This window comes from Paraburkholderia tropica, from assembly GCF_014171495.1.
Taxonomy (GTDB): Bacteria; Pseudomonadota; Gammaproteobacteria; order Burkholderiales; family Burkholderiaceae; genus Paraburkholderia; species Paraburkholderia tropica.
On record NZ_CP049138.1, the window covers coordinates 278,319 to 298,235 of the forward strand.

Consider the following 19,917-nt stretch of genomic DNA (forward strand, 5'->3'; position numbering starts at 1 on the left):
AGCCGATGTGTTTTTTTAGGATCGTCAGGCGCGACTCTCATCGTGGCGCTGAGGAAAAAACCTCAACGAAGACGCCGAATAGATTTGAGCAAGCCCGTAACATCGTTAACCCAGCATTGCAAAAATGGGGGCGACCATAGATTTTGACTAACACCAGGCAGGAAGTGATGGATGTGTTGACGGGCCCGGAGCGTCGGCGGCGCTGGACGGCGGAACGAAAACTGGCGATGGTGCGAGAGAGCTTCGAGCCGGGGAAATCGGTTTCGATGGTCGCGCGCCAGCATGGCGTGAACCTGACGCGCCTCGAACTGGCGCTCGCGGCCAACGGCGAGTTCGAGCAGGGCAAACGGCTAGATCTGCTCGGTGAACGCGATCTGGACCAGATCGTCGTAGCGCTGAACCGCTATGTCGAGCGCGCCGAACGGCTCAAGCGCGAAGCGAGCGATATGGCGCTTCAACTCGCGCGCGCGGAACGCTTCAGCGTGCTCGGGAAAATGGCCGCGCAAATCGCCCATGAGATCCGCAACCCTGCGGGCGCGATGCGCCTGAAGGCCGAGAATGCGCTCGCGGGTGACGAAGCGCGCCGTGAGGCGGCGTTGAAAATCATCATCGAGCAGGTGGGCCGCATAGAATCGCAGGTGACAAGCCTGCTCGCGCTGACTCAGCCCATTGCGCTTCAACCTCGCGAAGTCGATTTGGACGCGTGGCTGGACCAAATCGTTGTCGTGCATGAATCCCGTGCGGAGAGCCACCAGATCGAACTGCGCGTCGAGGTCGATACCGCCGCGAAACAACCCGTTTTCGATCCGGCGCAGATGGCGCGCGCGCTCGACAATCTCATCGTCAACGCGCTGTCGCACGCGCCTTCGGGCGGCTTCGTGAACGTCGCGGCGCGGCTCACGCAAGCGGACGGCGGCGAGCGCCTTCGCTTCGAAGTCAGAGACAATGGCCCTGGCGTGAAGGCGAGTGAAAGAAAAGGCATCTTCGAGCCGTTTGTCACCGGCCGCCCGGATGGCTCGGGCCTTGGCCTTGCTGTCGTGCGCGAGATCGCCGAAGCGCACGGCGGCCAGGCGTTCCTTGCCGACGATCCGCATACCACGTGCTTTGTGATTGACCTGCCATGGCGACCATACTGATCATCGACGACGACGACGCCTTCCGGGAAGGCCTCGCGGAAACCGTGCAGGATCTTGGCCATGACGCGCTGGAGGCGCGTTCCGGCGAAGAGGCATTTGCTTTGCTGCGCGAGCGCGCCACGCCGGATTGCATCTTTCTCGACTTCCGGTTGCCAGGCGCGGACGGTCTCGCCGTCCTGCAGACGCTGCGCGAAGCAACACACTCACGCGCCGTTCCCGTCGTAATGCTGACCGCACACGCGACGAGCGACAACACCATCGGCGCCATGCGCCTGGGCGCTTTCGAACACCTGACCAAACCCGTCGGACGCGACGAGATCATCGCCCTGCTCGAACGCATCCTGACCGTCCAGGCCCGGGCGGCCGCCGCGAACACGTTCAGGGACGAGGTGAAAACGCATGAGCCGCGCCTGCTCGGCGTAAGCGAAACCATGCGCGACGTGCAAAAGCGCCTGGGCCGCGCGGCGGGGACCCACGCCACCGTGCTCATCACGGGTGAAACCGGAACCGGCAAGGAAGTCGCGGCTCAAGTGTTGCATCGCGCTTCGGCGCGCGCGAGCGGCCCCTTTGTTGCGGTGAACTGCGCGGCCGTGCCTGCTGAGCTGCTGGAAAGCGAGCTATTTGGGCACGCCAGAGGCGCCTTTACGGGTGCCCAGGGCGAGCGGCGCGGACGCATCGAAGAAGCGCACGGCGGCACGCTCTTTCTCGATGAGATCGGCGACATGCCGCTCACCATGCAGGCCAAACTCCTGCGAGTGCTGCAGGAGCGGCAGATTACGCCGCTTGGGACCAACCGGGTCGTCGATGTGGACGTGCGCTTCGTCGCGGCAACCCATCGTGATCTCGCATCGATGGTGAATGCGGGAGACTTTCGCCAGGATCTGCTGTTTCGCCTCAACGTGATTCCGCTGCACATGCCGCCCCTGCGCGAACGTGTGGCCGATATCCTGCCGCTTGCCGAATACTTTCTCGCGACAACATCTACCGATGCCGCGCGCAAACATCTCTCGGCGGACGCGCAGCGCCTGCTCGCCACGTTCAGCTGGCCAGGCAACGTCCGCGAACTTGCCAACGCGATCGAGCGCGCAGCCGCGCTCGCGCCGGGCCTGGTGCTGACGCGCGAAGACTTCGACTTCCTGAGCGCGACGATTGGCTGCAAGGATCATCCGATACCTGCCAGCCTCCTTGAGCTTCCCCTCGCGCAAGCCGTGGCCCGGCTGGAACGTGCGCTCATCGCCCATGCGCTTGCTGCGGCGGGAGACAATCGCGCGGAAGCCGCCCGCAGGCTCGGCATCAGCCGCCAGTCGCTCTACACGCGGATGGCGGCGCTTGGCATGGGAGACTCGTCTGCCTGAGCGCATCGCTGTCACGAAACTGGACACATCCTGTCCGGTTTCTGGACATGCCGCCGCCCGTCCAGAGCCATAAAGGCCCGGAATACCGACCTCGGGGATATGGCATGACCATTGCAGAACACTCCACGTCACGCGAAGGAGTGAATCATGCAATCGACCCGCTATGCGGCGCACGCAGTCGTGCTGCGCCACACAGTCGCAACGTGTCTCGCGAGCCTGCTCCTGGCGAGCGCGGGATGCGCGGCGCAGCCCCAACCTGAAGCAACACCGGTTCCCCCGCCGCCGCCCAGCGCAGCTATTGCACGTCCGCCGGGCGCAGCGCCGCTTGCGCCACTGCCCGGCACCGATCCCGGTCGCCCGGCTGAGCCCGGCGTTGCCACCGGCAGCACCGCGCAGGGCACTGTCGCGCGCTTTCTGATCAACCCGGACGGCGACGTCGACGGCTTTCTGACCCGGGAGGGTCTGCTGATCCGGTTTCCACCGCACATGGGCGCCCAGCTTGCCGCGATGGTTCGCAAGGGCGACGCCGTACAGGTGAGTGGCTGGCGAAACTCAGAGGCGAGCCTTGACGCCCAACGCATCACCGATACGAGAAGCGGCGAGCAACTCGTCGATCAACCGCCTGCACCTGATGCGGCTGCGCGACCGATGCCGCGCGAACTGCGTGGCGCGGGCCTTTCCCCGATGGATGCACAGGGGCAGGTTGCGTATGTGACCAGCGCTCCACGCGGCGAGCCCGACGGCGTCATCCTCTCGGACGGCACGGTGATCAAGCTCACGCCTCCCATCGCCCAGCAGTACCCCGCACTGGTCAGAACGGGCGCGACAGTCGCAGCCAGAGGTTACGGAACGCGCAACCAGTACGGCGCGGCCTTGCAGGCAACAGCATTCGGCTCGCCTGGCAACCTCTCCAGGCTCTACGACCGTCTTCCACCCGCGCCCTGAGCGCGTCATCTGACAAATCCCTGTCATCCATTAAGGAGAAACGCAATGCATTGGATCGATCCTGAGAGCCTTCCTGAAATCCGCGGGAAAGTCGTGCGCTTCCTGTTGAACCCGCACGGCGAAATCGACGGCTTTGTGCTCGATTCGCAGCAGGTTCACTTTCCTCCCCATCTCGCGAACAAGCTGGCTCGGCACGTGGCAACGGGCGAGGTCGTCCGGGTCCGCGGAGTGAAACCTCGAGGCGCCAACATGCTTGTCGCAGTGTCTATCTTGACCCAAAGCGGCGTGCTGATTCTCGACGAAGGTCCGCACCATGACGGGCAGAGGCCTCCGAAGCCGCACATTGAACGCAAACCCATGGAGGCATCCGGTGGAGTTGTGCTTTCCCTGTTCGGCCCGAAAGGCGAACTGCGCGGCGCCTTGCTCGACGATGGCACGTCGTTGCGCATGCCGCCGCACGCGGCCGCCGAACTGGCCAGCTATCTGGCGCCCGGCGCGCATGTCCAGGCGTGGGGAAGCGGCGTCAGGAACAGACATGGGCGCACGATCGAAGTCGACGAGATCGCTGAACTCGTCGACGCGCCGTCGCCTGCCTGACGCGGTGAGGGCCCCGTGAACCCGCACTATGCGCTTGAAGCGCTGAACTTCTTCATGGCCGATGTGCAGGCTGGCATCGGCCCGTTTCTCGGCGTGTTTTTGCAGGCGCAGGGCTGGCACCCGCAGGCAATTGGTACGGTCATGACGGTGGGCGGCATTGCCAGCATGCTCGCGACATCGCCCGCTGGCGCGCTGATCGACGCGACGCATCACAAACGCGGCGTCATCGTCGTCGCCGGAGTGATGACAACGCTTGCAGCGCTCGCGCTGTGGATATCGCACAGCTACTGGATGGTCGCTGCTTCGCAGATCTTTACCGCCGTGACTGGCGCGGCGCTGGGGCCCGCGGTCGCGGGCGTGACGCTTGGCATCGTCCGTGAAGCAGGCTTCGACCGGCAGTTCGGCCGCAACCAGGTGGCCAACCATGCGGGCAACGTCGTCGGCGCGGCGCTTTCGGGCTGGCTCGGATGGAAATACGGATTCGGTGCGGTGTTCGTGCTCACCGGCGTATTTGGCGTGATGACCATCATCTCGACGCTGCTCATCCGGCGCGATGTGATCGATCATGACAGCGCGCGCGGATCAGGACCGTCGTCGCCGACGGCGCATGAACCTGCAAGCGGGTTTCGCGTGCTGTTGACCTGCCGCCCGTTGCTCTTGCTTGCCTTGTCGCTGGCGATATTCCATCTGGGCAATGCCGCAATGCTCCCGCTTTATGGGCTCGCCGTGGTCTCCGCCCATCAGGGAGACCCGAATGCCGTCACCGCCGCGACGATCGTCATCGCACAACTCGTCATGCTGGTCGCCGCATGCTTCGCGAATCGTCTTATTCAACGCATTGGCTACTGGGGCGTCATCCTGATCACCTTTCTCGCATTGCCCGTGCGCGGAGTCGTTGCGGCAATGTTGATCGCTGCATGGGGCGTGTGGCCGGTTCAGGCGCTTGACGGAATTGGCGCCGGCCTGCAAAGCGTCGCGGTGCCGGCATTGGTCGTGCGACTGCTGCAGGGAACGGGGCGCGTCAATGTCGGCCAGGGTGTCGTCATGACCCTGCAAGGCATGGGTGCTGCCCTCAGCCCCGCACTCGGCGGCATGCTGGCCCAGCATTTTGGCTATGCAACCGCCTTTCTTGCCTTGGGCGCCGTATCGACGGGTTCGCTCGCGCTCTGGCTGCTCTGTGGTTCAACGCTGAAAAAAGCCTGCGGCCGTCACTGTGACAACACCAAAAATACGCCTCTGACAACATGAATCCTGTTCTGCTCTCCTGGAGCATTGCCTTCGCCGCGACCGCCGGCGTCATCCTGCGTCCATTCCGCTGGCCTGAAGCGATCTGGGCAGTCGCCGGCGCGCTCGCACTGGTCACGCTCGGACTGCTTCCTGCGAGCCTCGCGTGGCAGGCCGTCAACAAGGGGAGCGACGTCTACCTGTTCCTCATCGGCATGATGCTGCTTTCGGAACTTGGCCGCCGCGAAGGACTGTTCGACTGGATCGCGGTGCTCGCTGTCAACCATGCGAACGGGTCGCCGCGGCGGCTCTTTTTGCTCGTGTACCTGGTGGGCGTCGTGGTGACGACTTTTCTGTCGAACGATGCGGCGGCTGTCGTCCTCACTCCGGCGGTGTTCGCCGCCGCGAAAAAAGCCCAGACAAAACCATTACCGCTGCTGTACGCGTGCGCATTTATCGCCAACGCGGCGAGTTTTGTGCTGCCAATCTCGAATCCCGCCAACCTGGTGCTCTACGCGAATCACACGCCAGCCCTGAGTCTGTGGATCAGCCGGTTTGCGCTGCCTTCTGTGCTGTCGATCGCCGCAACGTTTGTCGCGCTGCGCTGGACACAGCGCGACGACCGCAAGGGAAAGTGTGCGCGCGATCTGCCCATCGAGACACTCAGCACGAATGGCAAGGTGACGCTGGCCGGCATCGGTGTGACGGCAGTTACCCTGCTCGTCGTGTCGGCACTCGACCTGCAACTGGGTTTGCCCACGGCGATTCTTGGCATAGCCACCGCCGCCGTTATCCTGATCCGGGAAGGTCAGTCTCCGGCTGGGCTTATCGGCGAAATCTCCTGGAGCGTGCTCCCGCTTGTCGCAGGCCTGTTCGTGATGGTCGAGATGCTCGATCATACGGGTGTCATTGGCAGACTCTCGCATCTGCTTGCGCTGGCAACACGGCAAAACGAGCCGATGACTGCGGCCGTCGCAGGCGTGTCCGTCGCTTTAGGGAGCAACGCGATCAACAACCTGCCTGCCGGACTCATTGCAAGCGCGAGCGCCTTTCAGGCGCACAGTCCGGAGCGCGTCATTGACGCCCTGCTGATTGGCGTCGATCTGGGTCCCAATCTCTCGATCACCGGCTCGCTCGCCACCATCCTCTGGCTCACCGCAATTCGTCGTGAAGGCGAGGAAGTCAGCTTTCTGCAGTTTCTCAGGATCGGCCTCATGGTCATGTTGCCCGCGCTCGTGCTGGCGCTCGGCGTGCGGCTCCTCTGCGGAGCTTGACCTGGGCGTGTCCCCCTCCTCCCGAAAGGAACGTCGCCATCAGGCTGAGTGGATTCTACGCTCCGGTACCAGCCATCCAGCCAACTGACATTTCACAAGCACGGCCTGCGCGTGCGAGTTCGCACTCCCTCAATCGCCAGCCGAAGGATTGCCTCGACGCAAGCCAGGGTGCCGGGGAGACGGTTGAGAATTAGAGTCGAACGCGCTACCGCCAGTCCGTCCTCCTGCAGAACATCGCAGTCGAGATCACTTTCCACGATGTCAATAAATTGCTGTAGCTAATTTTCAACGTCGAGCCGGGGACTGGGGGGCCATCAACGGCCCCTGTGGCGCGGAAAATCCTCCCGGAACGGGGCGCGCAAACCAGGAGCCTGAATAGCACTGACAGGCAAAACCGGTTTGCGCTCGCTCTCATGTAGTGCCTGTAAGCGAAAGATGCTATACAGATGTCCTTTTTCCAGCCGGGGCTGCTGCATGCCACTCTTTGACCTGCGCACTGTCGTTCTCATGTCGTCGGTCATGCCCGCCTGATGGCCATCGCCCTCTTTTCGCTTGCGCGGAGTTTTCCCGTCAACATCCGCGGCATCCGGCAATGGGCGTCGGGGTCCCTGCTTGTGAGCGCCTCAGCCGTATTGCTGGCATTGCGCGGCGAAGTCCCGGACTGGCTCTCGATCCTGGTCGCCAACGCCGGCATCATGTCCGGCACCAGCCTGGGATTGATCGGCTCACAGCTTTTCTTTGGCCGCCGGGTGATGTGGCGTTCTGTTGCCCTCGTCCTTCTTTTCGGCACGGCAGGTACCGCGTTGTACTGGCTCATGGAGGACTCCGTGGCTGCGCGCGCCGCCTGCGTGACAGGTATCCTGGCGCTTCTCTATGGAGCCCACGGCTGGGTGATGCTTCGCTACGGTCGACCAGGCCATTCGGCTAAAGCCCTTGGCGCGATGCTGGTCGCTGAGTGTGCCATTGCGCTGATGCGCTCTGCAACGGTGATCGCCGCTCCGGGCGACCTCTCCGGATTCTTCCAGGCTCGACCGCTACATACGTTCTATCTCCTGGCGGGCGCCTTCTTTTCGCTCGTCATTACGGTCGGATTTCTGCTCGTCGCAATGAAACGCCTGCGTACTGAGCTTGAGGGACAGTCCTATCGTGATCCGCTGACCGGACTACAGAATCGAAGGGCTTTCACGGCAGCGTTCGAGAAGGAGCGGGAACAGACGAGAAGGACCATCGGCGAGCTATCGATGCTACTCATCGATCTCGATCACTTCAAGCAGGTGAACGACCAGCACGGGCATGACGCAGGCGACAGGGTTCTGGTCGATTTCGCGGAACGGGCAGCGAGCGTCGTCCCGACGTGAGGTCACCTGTGTCGCTGGGGCGGAGAGGAGTTTGCCGTCCTGCTACCTGACATGCTTGCGGACGAGGCCTGCATCCTCGCCGAACGAATCCGGATGATGGTTTCGTATCAAGGTCCAGGCGCATCGGCCATCCCCTACACCTGCAGCGCAGGTGTCGCCTGTATGGCCGAAGCAGATGCCACGCTTGAAGAACTCGCGCGTTGCGCGGACGCCGCGCTTTATCGTGCCAAGGATGCGGGGCGTAATTGCGTGGAGATCAGCGACCAAGCGTATTGTGCCTGACAGGCGGAGCGGTCGCCGCGCATCGAAACCAGACTGGCGACGCAACGCATCATGTTCGGCCGACAAGTACGCAGAAATGCCCAGAAATGTGAGCCGCTGCGCGATGTCAAGAACGGACGTGCTAAGAGATCCTACGTAGACGTCGACGTTGAACGCTTCAGCGTCAGTCGTCGCCGAGGTCTTGAACACAGAGCACCTACGCCGAGTTTGCTCAATATCCGAGCATGGTCGCGAGGGTCACAATGACAACTGCAGCGACTGAGAGCATGAAAACCAGCGGCATCGCGAATCGTACCCACTGGCCGTATCCGACCTTGGAGATGGCGAGGAATGCCAAGGTCAGTCCGGATGCTGGGTTGATGATTCCCACTCGATTGTCAATCCAATAGCTCAAGCCGTGTGAGAACGGCGTGCCCGCCTGCGCACTCGGCGTCGATACCGTCGATAGTACCGAAAATCATAGTCAGCAGTTGACGGCTGTCGCCGGAACAACCCGGAGGACAATTGCCTACTTCGTTTGAAAATCGCGGATACGCACCGGCTTTCGTCATTTCTGGGCACGATACCGCCACAGATACCGCAAGGGAGTTTCCAATGTGGTCCTACCAGAGCCGCTCGACGCCTTGATTTTTTACTCCCGCCGCCTCTCCACAAGAGGCGCAAGCCTAGGCGGGAGCGCCATCGAATCTTGAGCCGCATCCTACAACAGCGCGTAGTTCAGCAAGCCCGATAAAAATTGCAATCGGTACGACTGCCGTTTACATCGCGTAAGATCGAGTGATCACCACCTAAGTAGACGGCGAGTTCAAAGCGGTCTCGGGAGGGATATACCGCCCACCCGTCAGTATAGCGAAGCGCCGTTGTGCGAGCTCCATTGCTTCCTCTACGGACAGGGACGGTAGATTTGCCATTGTCTTAAGGCCTCGTTCAATAGAAGGCGCCAACGGAACCAAGGCGTTTGGATTTCGGATTACAGCCCCGGGAAACAGAAGGTTCTCACCTACACGGTCCTCCTGCTCTACCTTGGCTCGTATTTGCATTAGGACGCCGTAGTCTTCTCTCAGGGTCACCTGCATGACAGCAGAGATCACTTGAGCCCGATTGGCAAACTCCTTCGGGCGCTCAAACGTCGGACGTGCAAACAAACTTACTGGTACAGGCTCCCGAACACTACCGTCCTTGGCTGGCTCCGGCCTGTTGTTAGTCTGCTCACGGAAAGTCGAAACAATCTCGAATTGGCTGGACGCCTCGCTCTTCTGCCAATAACGGTGACCGACACCATACACTGCATGTTCGGCCAGCGGCCCCCTCCGATTCCTTCTTCCGCGCCCAGCGATACACCAAAAAAAGGAACCGTCGGAGAGCACATCAGTGCATCGTTGATCACAATGACACACGCTTGGCCCGGCTTTACGATGCCGTCTCTGAGGTAGCGCTCAAAAGCCTCGAGCTTCGCTGAAATTCCTGTGCAAATTCTCAGCAAGACTCGTTCGCGCAGTTCCGTAGCGGCATTGGGATCAGGCCTAAGCGGATTGTGCGATGCAAACAATTCATCAATTCTCGTATCTTCGCCTGCGGAAGGCGAGACCAGCTCCAGCCAAGCGACTTCCCCTTTCATTTCGGTCCGAAAATCTGGGCCTCTCCCCGCACTCGTGAGCCGGAACCCTGCATGGTTAAGGCGTTCGAACAAGAGCATTTCGCCAAGGCGCTGAGCGAATTTACCCGTATCGTCCGATTTCAATTCTCTCTCAAAGTTCTTGTCAGCACAGCCACTGCGGAGAAAGCGCGCACGCACAGTCTCCAAGTTTGATACGGCAGTGTCGACAAGGCGTTCGTCTTGGTAGCGAGCCAGAAGTACCTCTCGGCATCGTTCAGCAAACATTCTCATAATGGTGATTCGCTTCGTGCGCGCGTTCCAGGTAGTAGTAGTCGCCCGACCGGTTTGGCAGGTCCTATCGGGCATCCCCAATTGGCGTCCATCTCGTATAGCACCTGCCACTGGCAATCCCCGGACACGCGCCGACAGGCACGGCATCTTCGCTGTACAAATTGACGGGCTCGGAGGTCGACGCTGCGTGAACTTCAGCAGCATAGTGAACGCGCGATTCGTGATCATTCGGCGCATACAAATTCGCAGTATGTCCGTTCAGGGAACGAACTAGCTGTGACCGTCCAGCACCGAGAAGTCAAGATTCATGATCAGCAAAGCAGGGTCAGCATCGATCCTTTTACAAAATAGCTTTATGTCTTTCCAGACTGGCCAGCCGGATGGCGCTGTGCAACAGCCGACCATCTGGACGCCAAAATCATCAATGTCGTTGTCCTGCGTGAAGCCGTGACTGTCGAGAATTGAGAAGCAATCGCGCAACTCTCCCGACGTAAGGTTGGTTGCTTGCTTAATCTCGGGTAGCGATACCTGCAAATCCCCATACTCGGTGTTCCGACCGCGGTTCACAACGATCAGAAAAAGTTGACGACTTGGTTCAGGTATTTTTGCCAGCCGCTTGGCGATCTCCTTGAGTTCTGAAACCGCGTCCTGCAACTCTGATGGCGAGGATTTCCACTTGAGCAGGCGATTCATTGCTTCAAGATTCAGCGCGAAAATGGGATCAGTGAGCGTCGTATGGTCCGTCACGGTGAGAAGCATAGAGCCAACCACATCAGAGAACTTCTTCTCGTGCTCTGCCTTAATACGCCGCATTCGGTCTACGGGAAACTTGACAACGTCGTCCGTTTCAATGTGATGGTCGTAGCACATTAAAAGCAGGTTCGAGACCTTGCGCCGGTCCTCATTGGTCTGATCTTCGTTGTACCTTTCGCCTCCGGGTTCGGCAGCTTCTATGTGACAAACCTGCCCAACAAACACTCCTTTCGCATTGAACAGTGCTCGGTTGCAAGCCGGAAACGCGCACCGATTGCCGGATTTAAGATAGAGCTCTCGCAAAACTTCTCTGGTTGGCGCCAGCCGCTTTGGTGTTTCCGTCATTTTAATGTGGTGTTGTGGAGATCGTTCCGAGATCGAGATGTCTAGACGAGAATCAAAGCACCCGTCTGACACAGACGATCTCGGCAATAGCGACGTTGCGGGCAACACGGACCGATAACTGATGCTCGATATTTACAGACAACTCGCGCTTTGCTCAACGGCCGTTGCATTGTGACATGCTTCTCTTAATCGCAACATGCTTGCCTGCCGCGTTCTGAGCCTAATCGTGCACCACGTGAAAACATCGCGTAACCGAAAGCGTCACCGTTGATGCCATTGGGTGACCGACCGAATCTTGATGCCGCGTTACCTGTCGTTCAACTGCTGCTTCCGCAGTGATGTCCGGGCGACGCCATAGTGCGCATTCCCGGTATCAGCATGCGTACGGGATCATACCTACGGTCCGGTCCCGCTCGGGATCCTCCCAAACCGACAGCGATCAGCGTTCCCAAGCCGGTTTCGTTCACCGATGCCCTGTGGGACCTAGCCGACGGCCCTGCGAGGCTCACTGCCCGAACGAAGCCGCAAGCGACCTGACCGCTTGAGCTGCCTCGCCCGGGACCTCCCGTGTGTCTAGGCCCTGCGCCCTGTCGAAGCTGTTCACTTCCAGCCCGCGGAGATTGAAGTAGTCGTAGGTGTACGCTCCTTTCGCACTCCCGGCCACGACCGCATATTTGACGATCACCGTCTCGTCTACCTCCTGCGCGAAGCGCGACAGGTGTTCGCGGTACAAATCGAAGTTGGGGTGGATAAAGCGGTAATTCGCCCCCTCTTGGAGCAGCGAAGCGTCGTTCAGAGCCACGACAAAATCAGTCCGGTTCTTCTTGTACTCCATGTTGCACCGCTTGCAAGCGATGCTCAGGTTCCACATCGTATAGGACAAAGGCCTGTAGTTAGCGACCGATTTGGGCAAAACATGCTCCCTGTCGGTCATGAAGTGGCCGCCGCCATGTAGGTTGACCCGACAATAGCAACATTTGTTGTCGTGGCGCGCGAGATGATAATCGCGAATCTTCGTCTTTACGCTGGCTATCGCGATCGATTGTGCGCCGCCCGGATTCCACTCCCACGGGTCGGGGCTCGCGAGGGCGGACGTTACAGCACTGTGTTCATCGGCGGTTAGCACGAATGCATCGAGCGCCGGCAGGTATCTATCGACGATCATTGGTCGCCCTCATCGCGACCCGCCTCGACCTTGTCAAGCAGCACGCGCACTGCGTTGAAAAACCCCCGCTGGCGTTCGTCGAAACTTTCGTCCTCCATCCTCCCGATGAGCGCCAGGACCTCGTCCTTCCTTACCTCACCCTTTTCGAAACGCGAGACCTCGTTGGCGATCTGCTCGCTGACGAAGTGGTTCGCCGGCGTCACAACCTCGAAGGCACGCCATAGTATCTCCTCGATGCTACCCGGCGAGCTACGTGCGCGGTCAATCTGCAAACGCTCTGGACGGCCGTCCCGAACCTCGAACACGGATACGAGTTGCGGACTGTCCGCAAGGGCGCCCGTGACTACCAGCGGGGCATGGGTGGCAACGATGATCGTCGCATTGCGGTAGCTCAGGGCAGTCATGACCTTCTCGATGTATTCACGCTGCCACTTGGGGTGCAAGCTGTTCTCCGGCTCATCGATGATGACAATTGGATCCTCGCCCGTATTCGTGATCACGAACAGAAGCGATGAGATGAGCGCGAGCTGTCCAGAACTCGCATGCTGTATCTCAATAGCGTCGCCGTCATCGACTCGCTCCAGATACACGCGAATGCCACGCAGGACGTTCCAGACGCGCAACCTAGATTCGAGTTTCAGCACGGATGCAAACTCCCGCGCACGGCTGAAGTCCAGGACCTTCTCGGATGCATCGATCCAGATAGACTCTGACGGATTGTGTCGCCGCAGAAACGCCAACGCCAACTCCATATCCGCCCGCTCCGGACCATCCACCTCATCCAGCAGCGAACCATTCTCTGGGACACTGTCGAATACCTCACCGGACGGTCCAGACTGGTGCTGCCTTATCTCGTCGAGCGTCCTGCCGTAGAGGGCGGCCGCGTCCATCCGGAAGCCGAAGCGCGCGCGGTAGCCACAGTACTCGAGCGTGGAACTGATCTGATAGAACGCCGCGCCGGATCCTGCCAGCGACTGTGCCACTGCGCTCTTCACGATGACTCGCGGGGAACCTGCGGTCTTTCCGACCGATATGCGCCGCGCGCCGCGCAGGCCCGCAAACCGGTCATGAGGAGTGTTACACACGATCACGACATTGCGATCGCCGCACTGAGATGCAGCCAGATCGCGAAGAAACGAACTCTTACCTGATCCGTTTGGTCCAACGAGTATCGAAACCGACTCCCGTGCGGGCCGGTGAATACCCAGACCGAGGTGGTCCAGCATCACCATGTAGCACCTCGCCAATCGTCTACTATCATCAAGCCAATCTCCCCTTTTATATCGGCTTGCCTCCCCACACGGCAGACCGGTTCGTCAAGCTATGCGTGGTGGGCCTACGGGCCTACGGGTCAACCAGACATCCGGAATTCATCGATCGAAAGATGCCTAACAAGGCGGACGAGTCTCGCCTTAACTGACCCGCCTCTGCCTGCAGCCAGCACGATCATCGAGAGTTAGGTCGCCGCTTCCAGTGCTTCGGGATAAGTGCATCGCCAGACGCACGGGTCCAGCGGGCCTTCGTCGAGGCTACGTAACGGGGATCGTCTACGAAGTATGCATGCTCCAGCAGCAATACCTGCAGCCCCTGGCAAATCTCGACCTGACTGAACAGGAAGTCGATATGATGCCGCATGGCTTGGTAATCCTCGTCCCCTGTACTGATGGGAATAACATCGCGCCCTCCTCGATCTGCGGTGGCTTCTGAATCGCGTTCGTCCTGATCGCTGCTGGCCGATGCGGCATTCTCGTATCCGACCTTGTTTGGAAAATACGGACGACTGAGTTGATCCAGTACAAGCAACCCCGGTACCGGGCGTCTTTCTTTCTCAAAGAACCGCTGCAACCCGAACGCAATGGCGACGTGCACGGCCAGCCAGTTCTGATCGGAGCCTAGGTCCGCCATTGACAGGATCGCGCCTCCAGGTCCCGGCTCCACGATGTTCACCTGCGGCACTCGGGACGAAAACTGCAGTTCGGCATCGACGCACGGCTCCACTTTCGGTAGCGCCGCGAATGCTTCGGAAGCGAAACGCGATACATGGTCCTCCGCGCGCTGCAATCGCACCCGCCGCGTGTCGCTGTCAAGACGCGCCTCGAGCTCCGCAATTTCCTCGCGCAGCGAGCTCAGGTCCTTACCCGGCCTCAGCAACTCATCATCCAGCGTTTCCAGGAAGAAACTGGCCTTGCCCCGGAAGTAGGCGCGAGCCTCGGCCAGACCAGCCAGGCGCATCCCCTCCTGGATCTGACTCAATGCTGAGGCGATGTGCGCGTCCAGTTCCCGAAGCTGTGAGTCCAGCGTCTGAATTCGCTCCGCGAGTTCGGTGACCGACGCGTCCAGCCGCGGTCGAATCCGGCCCACTTCACTGGACTCAGCCCGAATCGTTTCGAGCGAGCGCCGGAGCGCCAAGGCGGCTGACGCACCAATCTCGGTCTCCGATTGGCAGATCGGACAGGTCGTCGGAACGTCCAACAGGTTCAGGTGCTCGGCGATACGCAGTTTGTCATGTTGTTTCACCATCCAGCACCTCCCGCCGCCCACGCGTCGGGACCGGACTTTCGCGCTGCGCGTCGAGCCGCGTCCCGCGTCTCAATCCTGTCGAGCATCAATCGCTGTTGCAGCAGTCAACCCCGCTCATCTCCCAGCCTTCCAGTTGTTCCCCTGCCCGGTCAACTCGCGGCATGGCATGCACCCGGCTCCCAGCTTTCCGCCCTCGACCCGCGACCGTAGCCAATAGCGGACAGACGTCAAGGGGCGAGGGACCGTGTTGCCCGCACCCCTCCCTCGCCTTTTCCCTTGACGTCTGTCCGCTATCGGCTCCTCAAGTCGCACGGGCGGAAACCCGGGAACCTGGCGGCAGCAAGGCCAACCCCGAGTTCCACCGGGAGGTGTTCAGCCGCAACGGCAAGTCACATCCCCTCGCCCGATTCAAGTCCTCAACCTTGACTCTGGAGATTGCCATGCAACTCGCTTCTTCTTTCCGTTACGGCTCCCCGATGCTGCGCGCTGACTCGCCCCTGTCGGACGATCAGATTCGCCGCGTTGCCCCGTCCATCTTCGCGGACGGCAAGCACGAAAGCCGCTCCGAACGCTACACCTACATTCCGACCATCGACGTGCTGCGCGGCCTGCGTAATGAAGGTTTCCAGCCTTTCATGGTCTGCCAGACGCGCGTGCGGCGCGACGACCGTCGCGAGTACACGAAACACATGCTTCGGCTTCGTCACGCCGACCAGATTACCGGCGAGGAAGCCAACGAAATCGTGCTGCTGAACTCGCACGATGGCACCAGCAGTTACCAGATGCTCGCGGGCATGCTGCGCTTCGTCTGCCAGAACGGCATGGTGGCGGGCGACAACGTCGCCGATATCCGCGTCCCGCACAAGGGCAACATCGTCCAGAACGTGATCAACGGTGCATTCGACGTGCTCGACGGTTTCGACCTGATCCGCGAGCAGAAGGAAGGCATGCGCGCTGTCACGCTCGACCGTGATGAACAGCATGCGTTCGCCCGCTCCGCACTGGCGCTGCGCTACGACCCGACCGACGCGGAGGCCCCGACCCCGGTCACCGACAGCCAGTTGCTCGCTCCGCGCCGCTTCGAGGATCGGCGCGACGACCTCTGGACTGTCTTCAACCGCGTCCAGGAGAACCTCACCAAGGGCGGCCTGCATGGACGTTCGCGCACGGGGCGCTCGATGTCCACCCGTCCCATCACCGGCATTGACCAGAATGTGAAGCTCAACCGCGCCCTCTGGATGCTCGCGGACGCAATGCGCCAGATGAAGGCATAGCAACGACAGGGGCGAGAAACCCGCTTCTATTCATCATCCGTCAGGATTCCTCTCCGGGTCGAGTCCTGATGAAATCCGATAGTGCCCGGCCCGGAACTTTCTTTTCTACATTCTGGAGTCAGTCATGCAAGCCCAATCCGAAACCTTGACGGTAGATACCGCCGAACCCGTGGCCGTGCTCGAATCCCACTTCGGTAACGAGCAGCCCATCGTGACCGTCCCGTATTCCACCCTGCGGCCTTCGCCACTCAATGCGCGCACGAAACCCCTGTCGGGCGTTCCTGGCCTTGCCGCCAATATCCGGGCGAAGGGTCTGCTGCAAAACCTTGTCGTCCACGAGATAAAGGGATCGCGCAGCAGACAGCGCAAATACGGCGTGTGCGCCGGTCAGCGCCGCGAGGCTGCCCTCGACCTCCTGTTCGAACAGAAAGACATCGCAGCCGACTACCCGGTCCCCGTACGGATCGTCAGCGAAGGCGAAGCCCTCGCCGTTTCCCTGATCGAAAATACCGAGCGCGAAGGGCTCGATCCCTTCGACGTGCTGCGCGCATACCGGATGCTAGCCGAGGAAGGGCGAAGCGTCGATTACATCGCCGCGCTCTTTTCTGCCTCGCCGCTCACCGTCAAACGGCGCATGAAGCTCGCCAGCGTATCCCCAAGGCTGTTGGCCCTTTTGCGCGAGGACGCGATCACGCTTGACCAGCTTGCTGCAATCGCCCTCGCGGACAACCACGAAACGCAGGAACAGATCTGGTTCGATGCAAACGAGTGGCAGCGTCAGCCCAACTATCTGCGGCAGGCCATCACGCGTGCCGAAATCGATGCGAGCGGCAGTCGCCTTGTGCGCTTCATTGGCCTCGACAGCTATGAAGCGGCAGGCGGATATGTACGCCGTGATCTCTTCAGCGACGACGGGAATGCGGGCTACATCGCCGATGCCGAACTGCTGCAGCGGCTCGTTGCGCAGAAACTCGACGCAGCCGCAGAGGAAATCCGCGCCGAGGGTTGGGGCTGGACAGAACCCCGAGTCGAGCGTGACGTGTTGGAGCTTAATCGCTACGGCAAGCTGCGCCCCATCCAGCGCCTCCTTACCGACGACGAGCAGCGCGAAATGGATGCGCTTACCGCAGAACAGGATGAGCTGGCCGGGAAGTTGGAGGCACTATCCGAGGACGACGAAAATGCCTATGAGGAAGCCGACCGCCTCGATGCTGAAATCGAACGGGTCAACGCCGCGATCGTCGCACTCGAAAGCCGCGCTCTCGTGTGGGATACACAGCAGATGGCGGAGGCGGGCGCGTTCGTGATCATCGATCCGCAGGGAAAACTGCTCATCGAGCGCGGTCTCGTGCGGCGCGAGAACAGTGCGGCGCTGGACGCGGCGGGTGCGACTGTCACCGGCACGCCGCAGGCGGAAACGGCGGACCCGGCAGATGGTCCTGTACCAAGGACCAAACCAGTCCACAGCACGAAACTGTGCCAGCGACTCACCGCGCACCGCACCGTCGCCATCCACGCCGAAATGGTCGCGCAGCCCGCCGTCGCGCTCGCCGCCCTGTTGCGGCATCTCGTTCCGCAGGCGCTGCCCGAGCACTACGGCTACACGTCCGCGCGCGAATATCTGGCGCTGTCTGGCGACAACAATCACGACAGTCTACTACGCGCGGCGGACGATCTGCCCACCAGTGCTGCATGGAACGCCGTCGAGGCACAACGTGCCCGATGGACCGCCGAGTTGCCTGCGAAACGCACCGACCTGCTGCCGTGGCTCGCGAAGCAGGATCCCGGCACGACGCTGCTCGATCTGCTCGCCTTCTGCACCGGCACCCTGCTCGACGGCATCGCGGGCGAGGAAAAGCCGCAGGCGATCAACGCGCTCGCGGGCGCGCTGCACCTGGATATGACCCGGTACTGGACGCCGACCCGCGCCACATATTTCGATCACGTCAGTAAGGCGCGCATCGGGGAAGTCGTGTCCGCAGCCGTCTCGCCCAAGGTTGCGGCCGACCTCGGGAAAATGAAGAAGGCAGACGCCGCTGCCGCCGCTGAACTGCGGCTGGCGAAGGTCGCGTGGCTCCCGGAAATCCTCACCGATACAGAAATCCCGGTCACGCGGTCATGGGAAGCCCACGACGACGAAGACGGAGACGCCGGAAAGGACGAAGACGGCCCGGACACTGGCAACGGTCCCAACGACGCGCAGGAGGACGACGCTGCCGCCGAGCCCGGGAGCGATCATAGTGGCATCAACAACACGGCTTGCGATGTGCCGGGGTCTCCAGCCGCAGCCGGCAAGCAGCCGCCGTGGCCCTTCCCGACCGCTGCAGGCCTCGCGCACGCTTCATGATGCGCTCGCGTTCATAACAGGCGACATCAAGGAGGTATGACCCGTGCGGCCAGAAGGCAAACTCTCTGCCCGCACCGTATGACTACCGGAGTAGCGGCCCGCCAGCGCACCCACTATCGCCGCGAGCAGAATCACGATCAGCGCCCCGACCACCAGTGCGCGGAACGCCTTCGTCGTCCGTCGCGCGGCAATCTGGTCAATTTCTGCGGCACGCGCCGCCGCCGCGCTCATCTCCCGTTCAAACAGAGCCACGGCTGCGTCGAGTTGCTGCCGGTGCTCGCGAGCCGCGACGGCTACCGCGCCCACCACGCGGTTTCCCGCGATGCGCGCAATCCGGTCAGCCGCGCGCCCCGCCTGCGCAACCAACGCCTGTTCATTCAGTGCCGCGAGCGTCGCGCGATACCTCGCCTCGTGTTCAACAGCCATGCGTTCCGCGAGTTCGATTGTCGCCTTGCAGCGCGCGAGCGCGTCACGGTGCTGCGCCATCAACGCATCCGTTGCCTCACGCGCCTCCTCGCGCACTGCGTCCAGATTGCCCTTACCTGCCTGCCGGACGCGCTCCGGCATCGCTTCGTAAAGCCGTGCATAATATTCGAGCACCGCCAGCACTGACCACAGCGCATCGTTGTCGCGCAAGTTCAGGGCCATCGACACTCGTCGCATGCGCAGCAGGCTCGCGTCGTCCGGCTTCTCGCCGGTCACGTCGTAAAAGAGCCGGGCGAGCGGATCGACAGGACGTCCGGGCCGCGCCCGCCGCTCACGCACTGGCGGTCACCCCGGCGAACATCGCGTCATAGAGCGCGCGCCAGCGCAGCAGTTCCGCTCGTTGCCCGATGGGCAACGATTCCGCCGCCTTGCGCACCGACAAGCGCTGACTACGCAAATCGTCCGCCACGCGATCCGCGAGTTCGGGAAAGTCGAGCGACTTGCCCTTCGCCTCGATACTCTTGCGGATTTTCGAGTCCTGATACAGTACGAACCTATCCGGTGTGCCGTAGTGGCCATTGCGCACAACGTGCGTCATCGCGTCCGGGAAGGTTTCACCGAACTGACGCAGCAGCTCCAGACTGTCGCGCTGCCGGTTGATCACCCAGAACACGACGAGCCGCCTGCCAAGCTCGCTCAGCGTGCCGGCCAGCGTCGCGCCGTAGCGGGCGACTCCATCCTGGTTGCGGGCTGCCGTGCTGACCACCACAACCGCGTCGCGATGATCATCGCAATAGTTCACGAAGTTGATCCACCCGTCCGCCTCGTCCAGATCGAACGCGGCGCAATCAATCTCGCCCTGCACGGCCTTCATCACGTCAGGGTTTGACGTGTCATTCTCAACCAGCACGGGCTTGACGCCGCTCCGCTGCAGATGATCGACCAACGCGAGCGCGACGAGGCTCTTGCCAACGCCGCCCTTGCCGCCGCCCACGAGATAGATGGGATTGACTGCCGTATCCATCGCG

At 61.4% G+C, this 19,917-nt stretch carries 15 protein-coding genes and 1 pseudogene; 9 read left to right on the forward strand and 7 right to left on the reverse strand.

Annotated features, from left to right (window positions below):
• Nucleotides 1–167 precede the first annotated feature (167 nt).
• From G5S35_RS38395 to G5S35_RS40235, 7 genes and pseudogenes are all read left to right on the forward strand, one after another.
• The gene (locus G5S35_RS38395; RefSeq protein ID WP_237182010.1) at nucleotides 168–1,136 is read left to right on the forward strand and encodes an ATP-binding protein; all 969 of its coding nucleotides are present in this window, start codon (nucleotides 168–170) and stop codon (nucleotides 1,134–1,136) included.
• Complete coding sequence (locus G5S35_RS38400; RefSeq protein WP_183040717.1) at nucleotides 1,121–2,491, forward strand: sigma-54-dependent transcriptional regulator; 1,371 nt, start codon at nucleotides 1,121–1,123, stop codon at nucleotides 2,489–2,491. The genes G5S35_RS38395 and G5S35_RS38400 overlap by 16 nt, the downstream gene beginning before the upstream one ends.
• A gap of 147 nt (nucleotides 2,492–2,638) precedes the next feature.
• Nucleotides 2,639–3,436, forward strand: a complete 798-nt coding sequence (locus G5S35_RS38405; protein WP_183040718.1) for a hypothetical protein — start codon at nucleotides 2,639–2,641, stop codon at nucleotides 3,434–3,436.
• A 45-nt stretch (nucleotides 3,437–3,481) separates the two neighbouring features.
• On the forward strand, nucleotides 3,482–4,033 hold the full coding sequence (locus G5S35_RS38410) for a hypothetical protein (RefSeq protein WP_183040719.1): 552 nt from the start codon (nucleotides 3,482–3,484) through the stop codon (nucleotides 4,031–4,033).
• Nucleotides 4,034–4,048: 15 nt separating this feature from the next.
• Nucleotides 4,049–5,281 (forward strand): MFS transporter, encoded by a 1,233-nt coding sequence (locus tag G5S35_RS38415; protein WP_183040720.1) that lies wholly within the window; start codon nucleotides 4,049–4,051, stop codon nucleotides 5,279–5,281.
• Complete coding sequence (locus G5S35_RS38420; protein WP_183040721.1) at nucleotides 5,278–6,531, forward strand: arsenic transporter; 1,254 nt, start codon at nucleotides 5,278–5,280, stop codon at nucleotides 6,529–6,531. Before G5S35_RS38415 ends, G5S35_RS38420 begins: the two co-directional genes overlap by 4 nt.
• Before the next feature lie 815 nt (nucleotides 6,532–7,346).
• Nucleotides 7,347–8,171: pseudogene (locus G5S35_RS40235) on the forward strand (GGDEF domain-containing protein).
• Between the two features lie 211 nt (nucleotides 8,172–8,382).
• Here G5S35_RS40235 and G5S35_RS40410 read toward each other — a convergent pair.
• The 5 genes from G5S35_RS40410 to G5S35_RS38450 form a co-directional block, all read right to left on the reverse strand.
• On the reverse strand, nucleotides 8,383–8,541 hold the full coding sequence (locus G5S35_RS40410; protein ID WP_183040722.1) for a hypothetical protein: 159 nt from the start codon (nucleotides 8,539–8,541) through the stop codon (nucleotides 8,383–8,385).
• A gap of 1,788 nt (nucleotides 8,542–10,329) precedes the next feature.
• Complete coding sequence (locus G5S35_RS38435; RefSeq protein WP_183040723.1) at nucleotides 10,330–11,157, reverse strand: hypothetical protein; 828 nt, start codon at nucleotides 11,155–11,157, stop codon at nucleotides 10,330–10,332.
• Nucleotides 11,158–11,662: 505 nt separating this feature from the next.
• Nucleotides 11,663–12,322: an HNH endonuclease gene (locus G5S35_RS38440; RefSeq protein ID WP_202035069.1), complete on the reverse strand. Its 660-nt coding sequence runs from the start codon at nucleotides 12,320–12,322 to the stop codon at nucleotides 11,663–11,665.
• Nucleotides 12,319–13,554: an ATP-binding protein gene (locus G5S35_RS38445; protein WP_202035070.1), complete on the reverse strand. Its 1,236-nt coding sequence runs from the start codon at nucleotides 13,552–13,554 to the stop codon at nucleotides 12,319–12,321. Before G5S35_RS38445 ends, G5S35_RS38440 begins: the two co-directional genes overlap by 4 nt.
• Before the next feature lie 214 nt (nucleotides 13,555–13,768).
• Entirely contained in the window at nucleotides 13,769–14,842 is a 1,074-nt protein-coding gene (locus tag G5S35_RS38450; protein ID WP_183040724.1) for a DUF3732 domain-containing protein, read from the reverse strand.
• Between the two features lie 440 nt (nucleotides 14,843–15,282).
• Here G5S35_RS38450 and G5S35_RS38455 point away from each other — a divergent pair, with 440 nt between their 5' ends.
• Both G5S35_RS38455 and G5S35_RS38460 read left to right on the forward strand, forming a co-directional pair.
• Nucleotides 15,283–16,116, forward strand: coding sequence for a DUF932 domain-containing protein (locus G5S35_RS38455; protein ID WP_183040725.1), 834 nt, complete (start codon nucleotides 15,283–15,285; stop codon nucleotides 16,114–16,116).
• A 124-nt stretch (nucleotides 16,117–16,240) separates the two neighbouring features.
• A complete protein-coding gene (locus G5S35_RS38460) occupies nucleotides 16,241–18,463 on the forward strand; it encodes a ParB/RepB/Spo0J family partition protein (protein WP_183040726.1) in 2,223 nt (740 codons plus the stop codon).
• Here the strand turns inward: G5S35_RS38460 and G5S35_RS38465 are convergent.
• On the reverse strand, nucleotides 18,458–19,228 hold the full coding sequence (locus G5S35_RS38465; RefSeq protein ID WP_183040727.1) for a hypothetical protein: 771 nt from the start codon (nucleotides 19,226–19,228) through the stop codon (nucleotides 18,458–18,460). The genes G5S35_RS38460 and G5S35_RS38465 overlap by 6 nt on opposite strands.
• Nucleotides 19,221–19,913 (reverse strand): nucleotide-binding protein, encoded by a 693-nt coding sequence (locus G5S35_RS38470; RefSeq protein WP_183040728.1) that lies wholly within the window; start codon nucleotides 19,911–19,913, stop codon nucleotides 19,221–19,223. Before G5S35_RS38470 ends, G5S35_RS38465 begins: the two co-directional genes overlap by 8 nt.
• Between the last annotated feature and the right edge of the window lie 4 nt (nucleotides 19,914–19,917).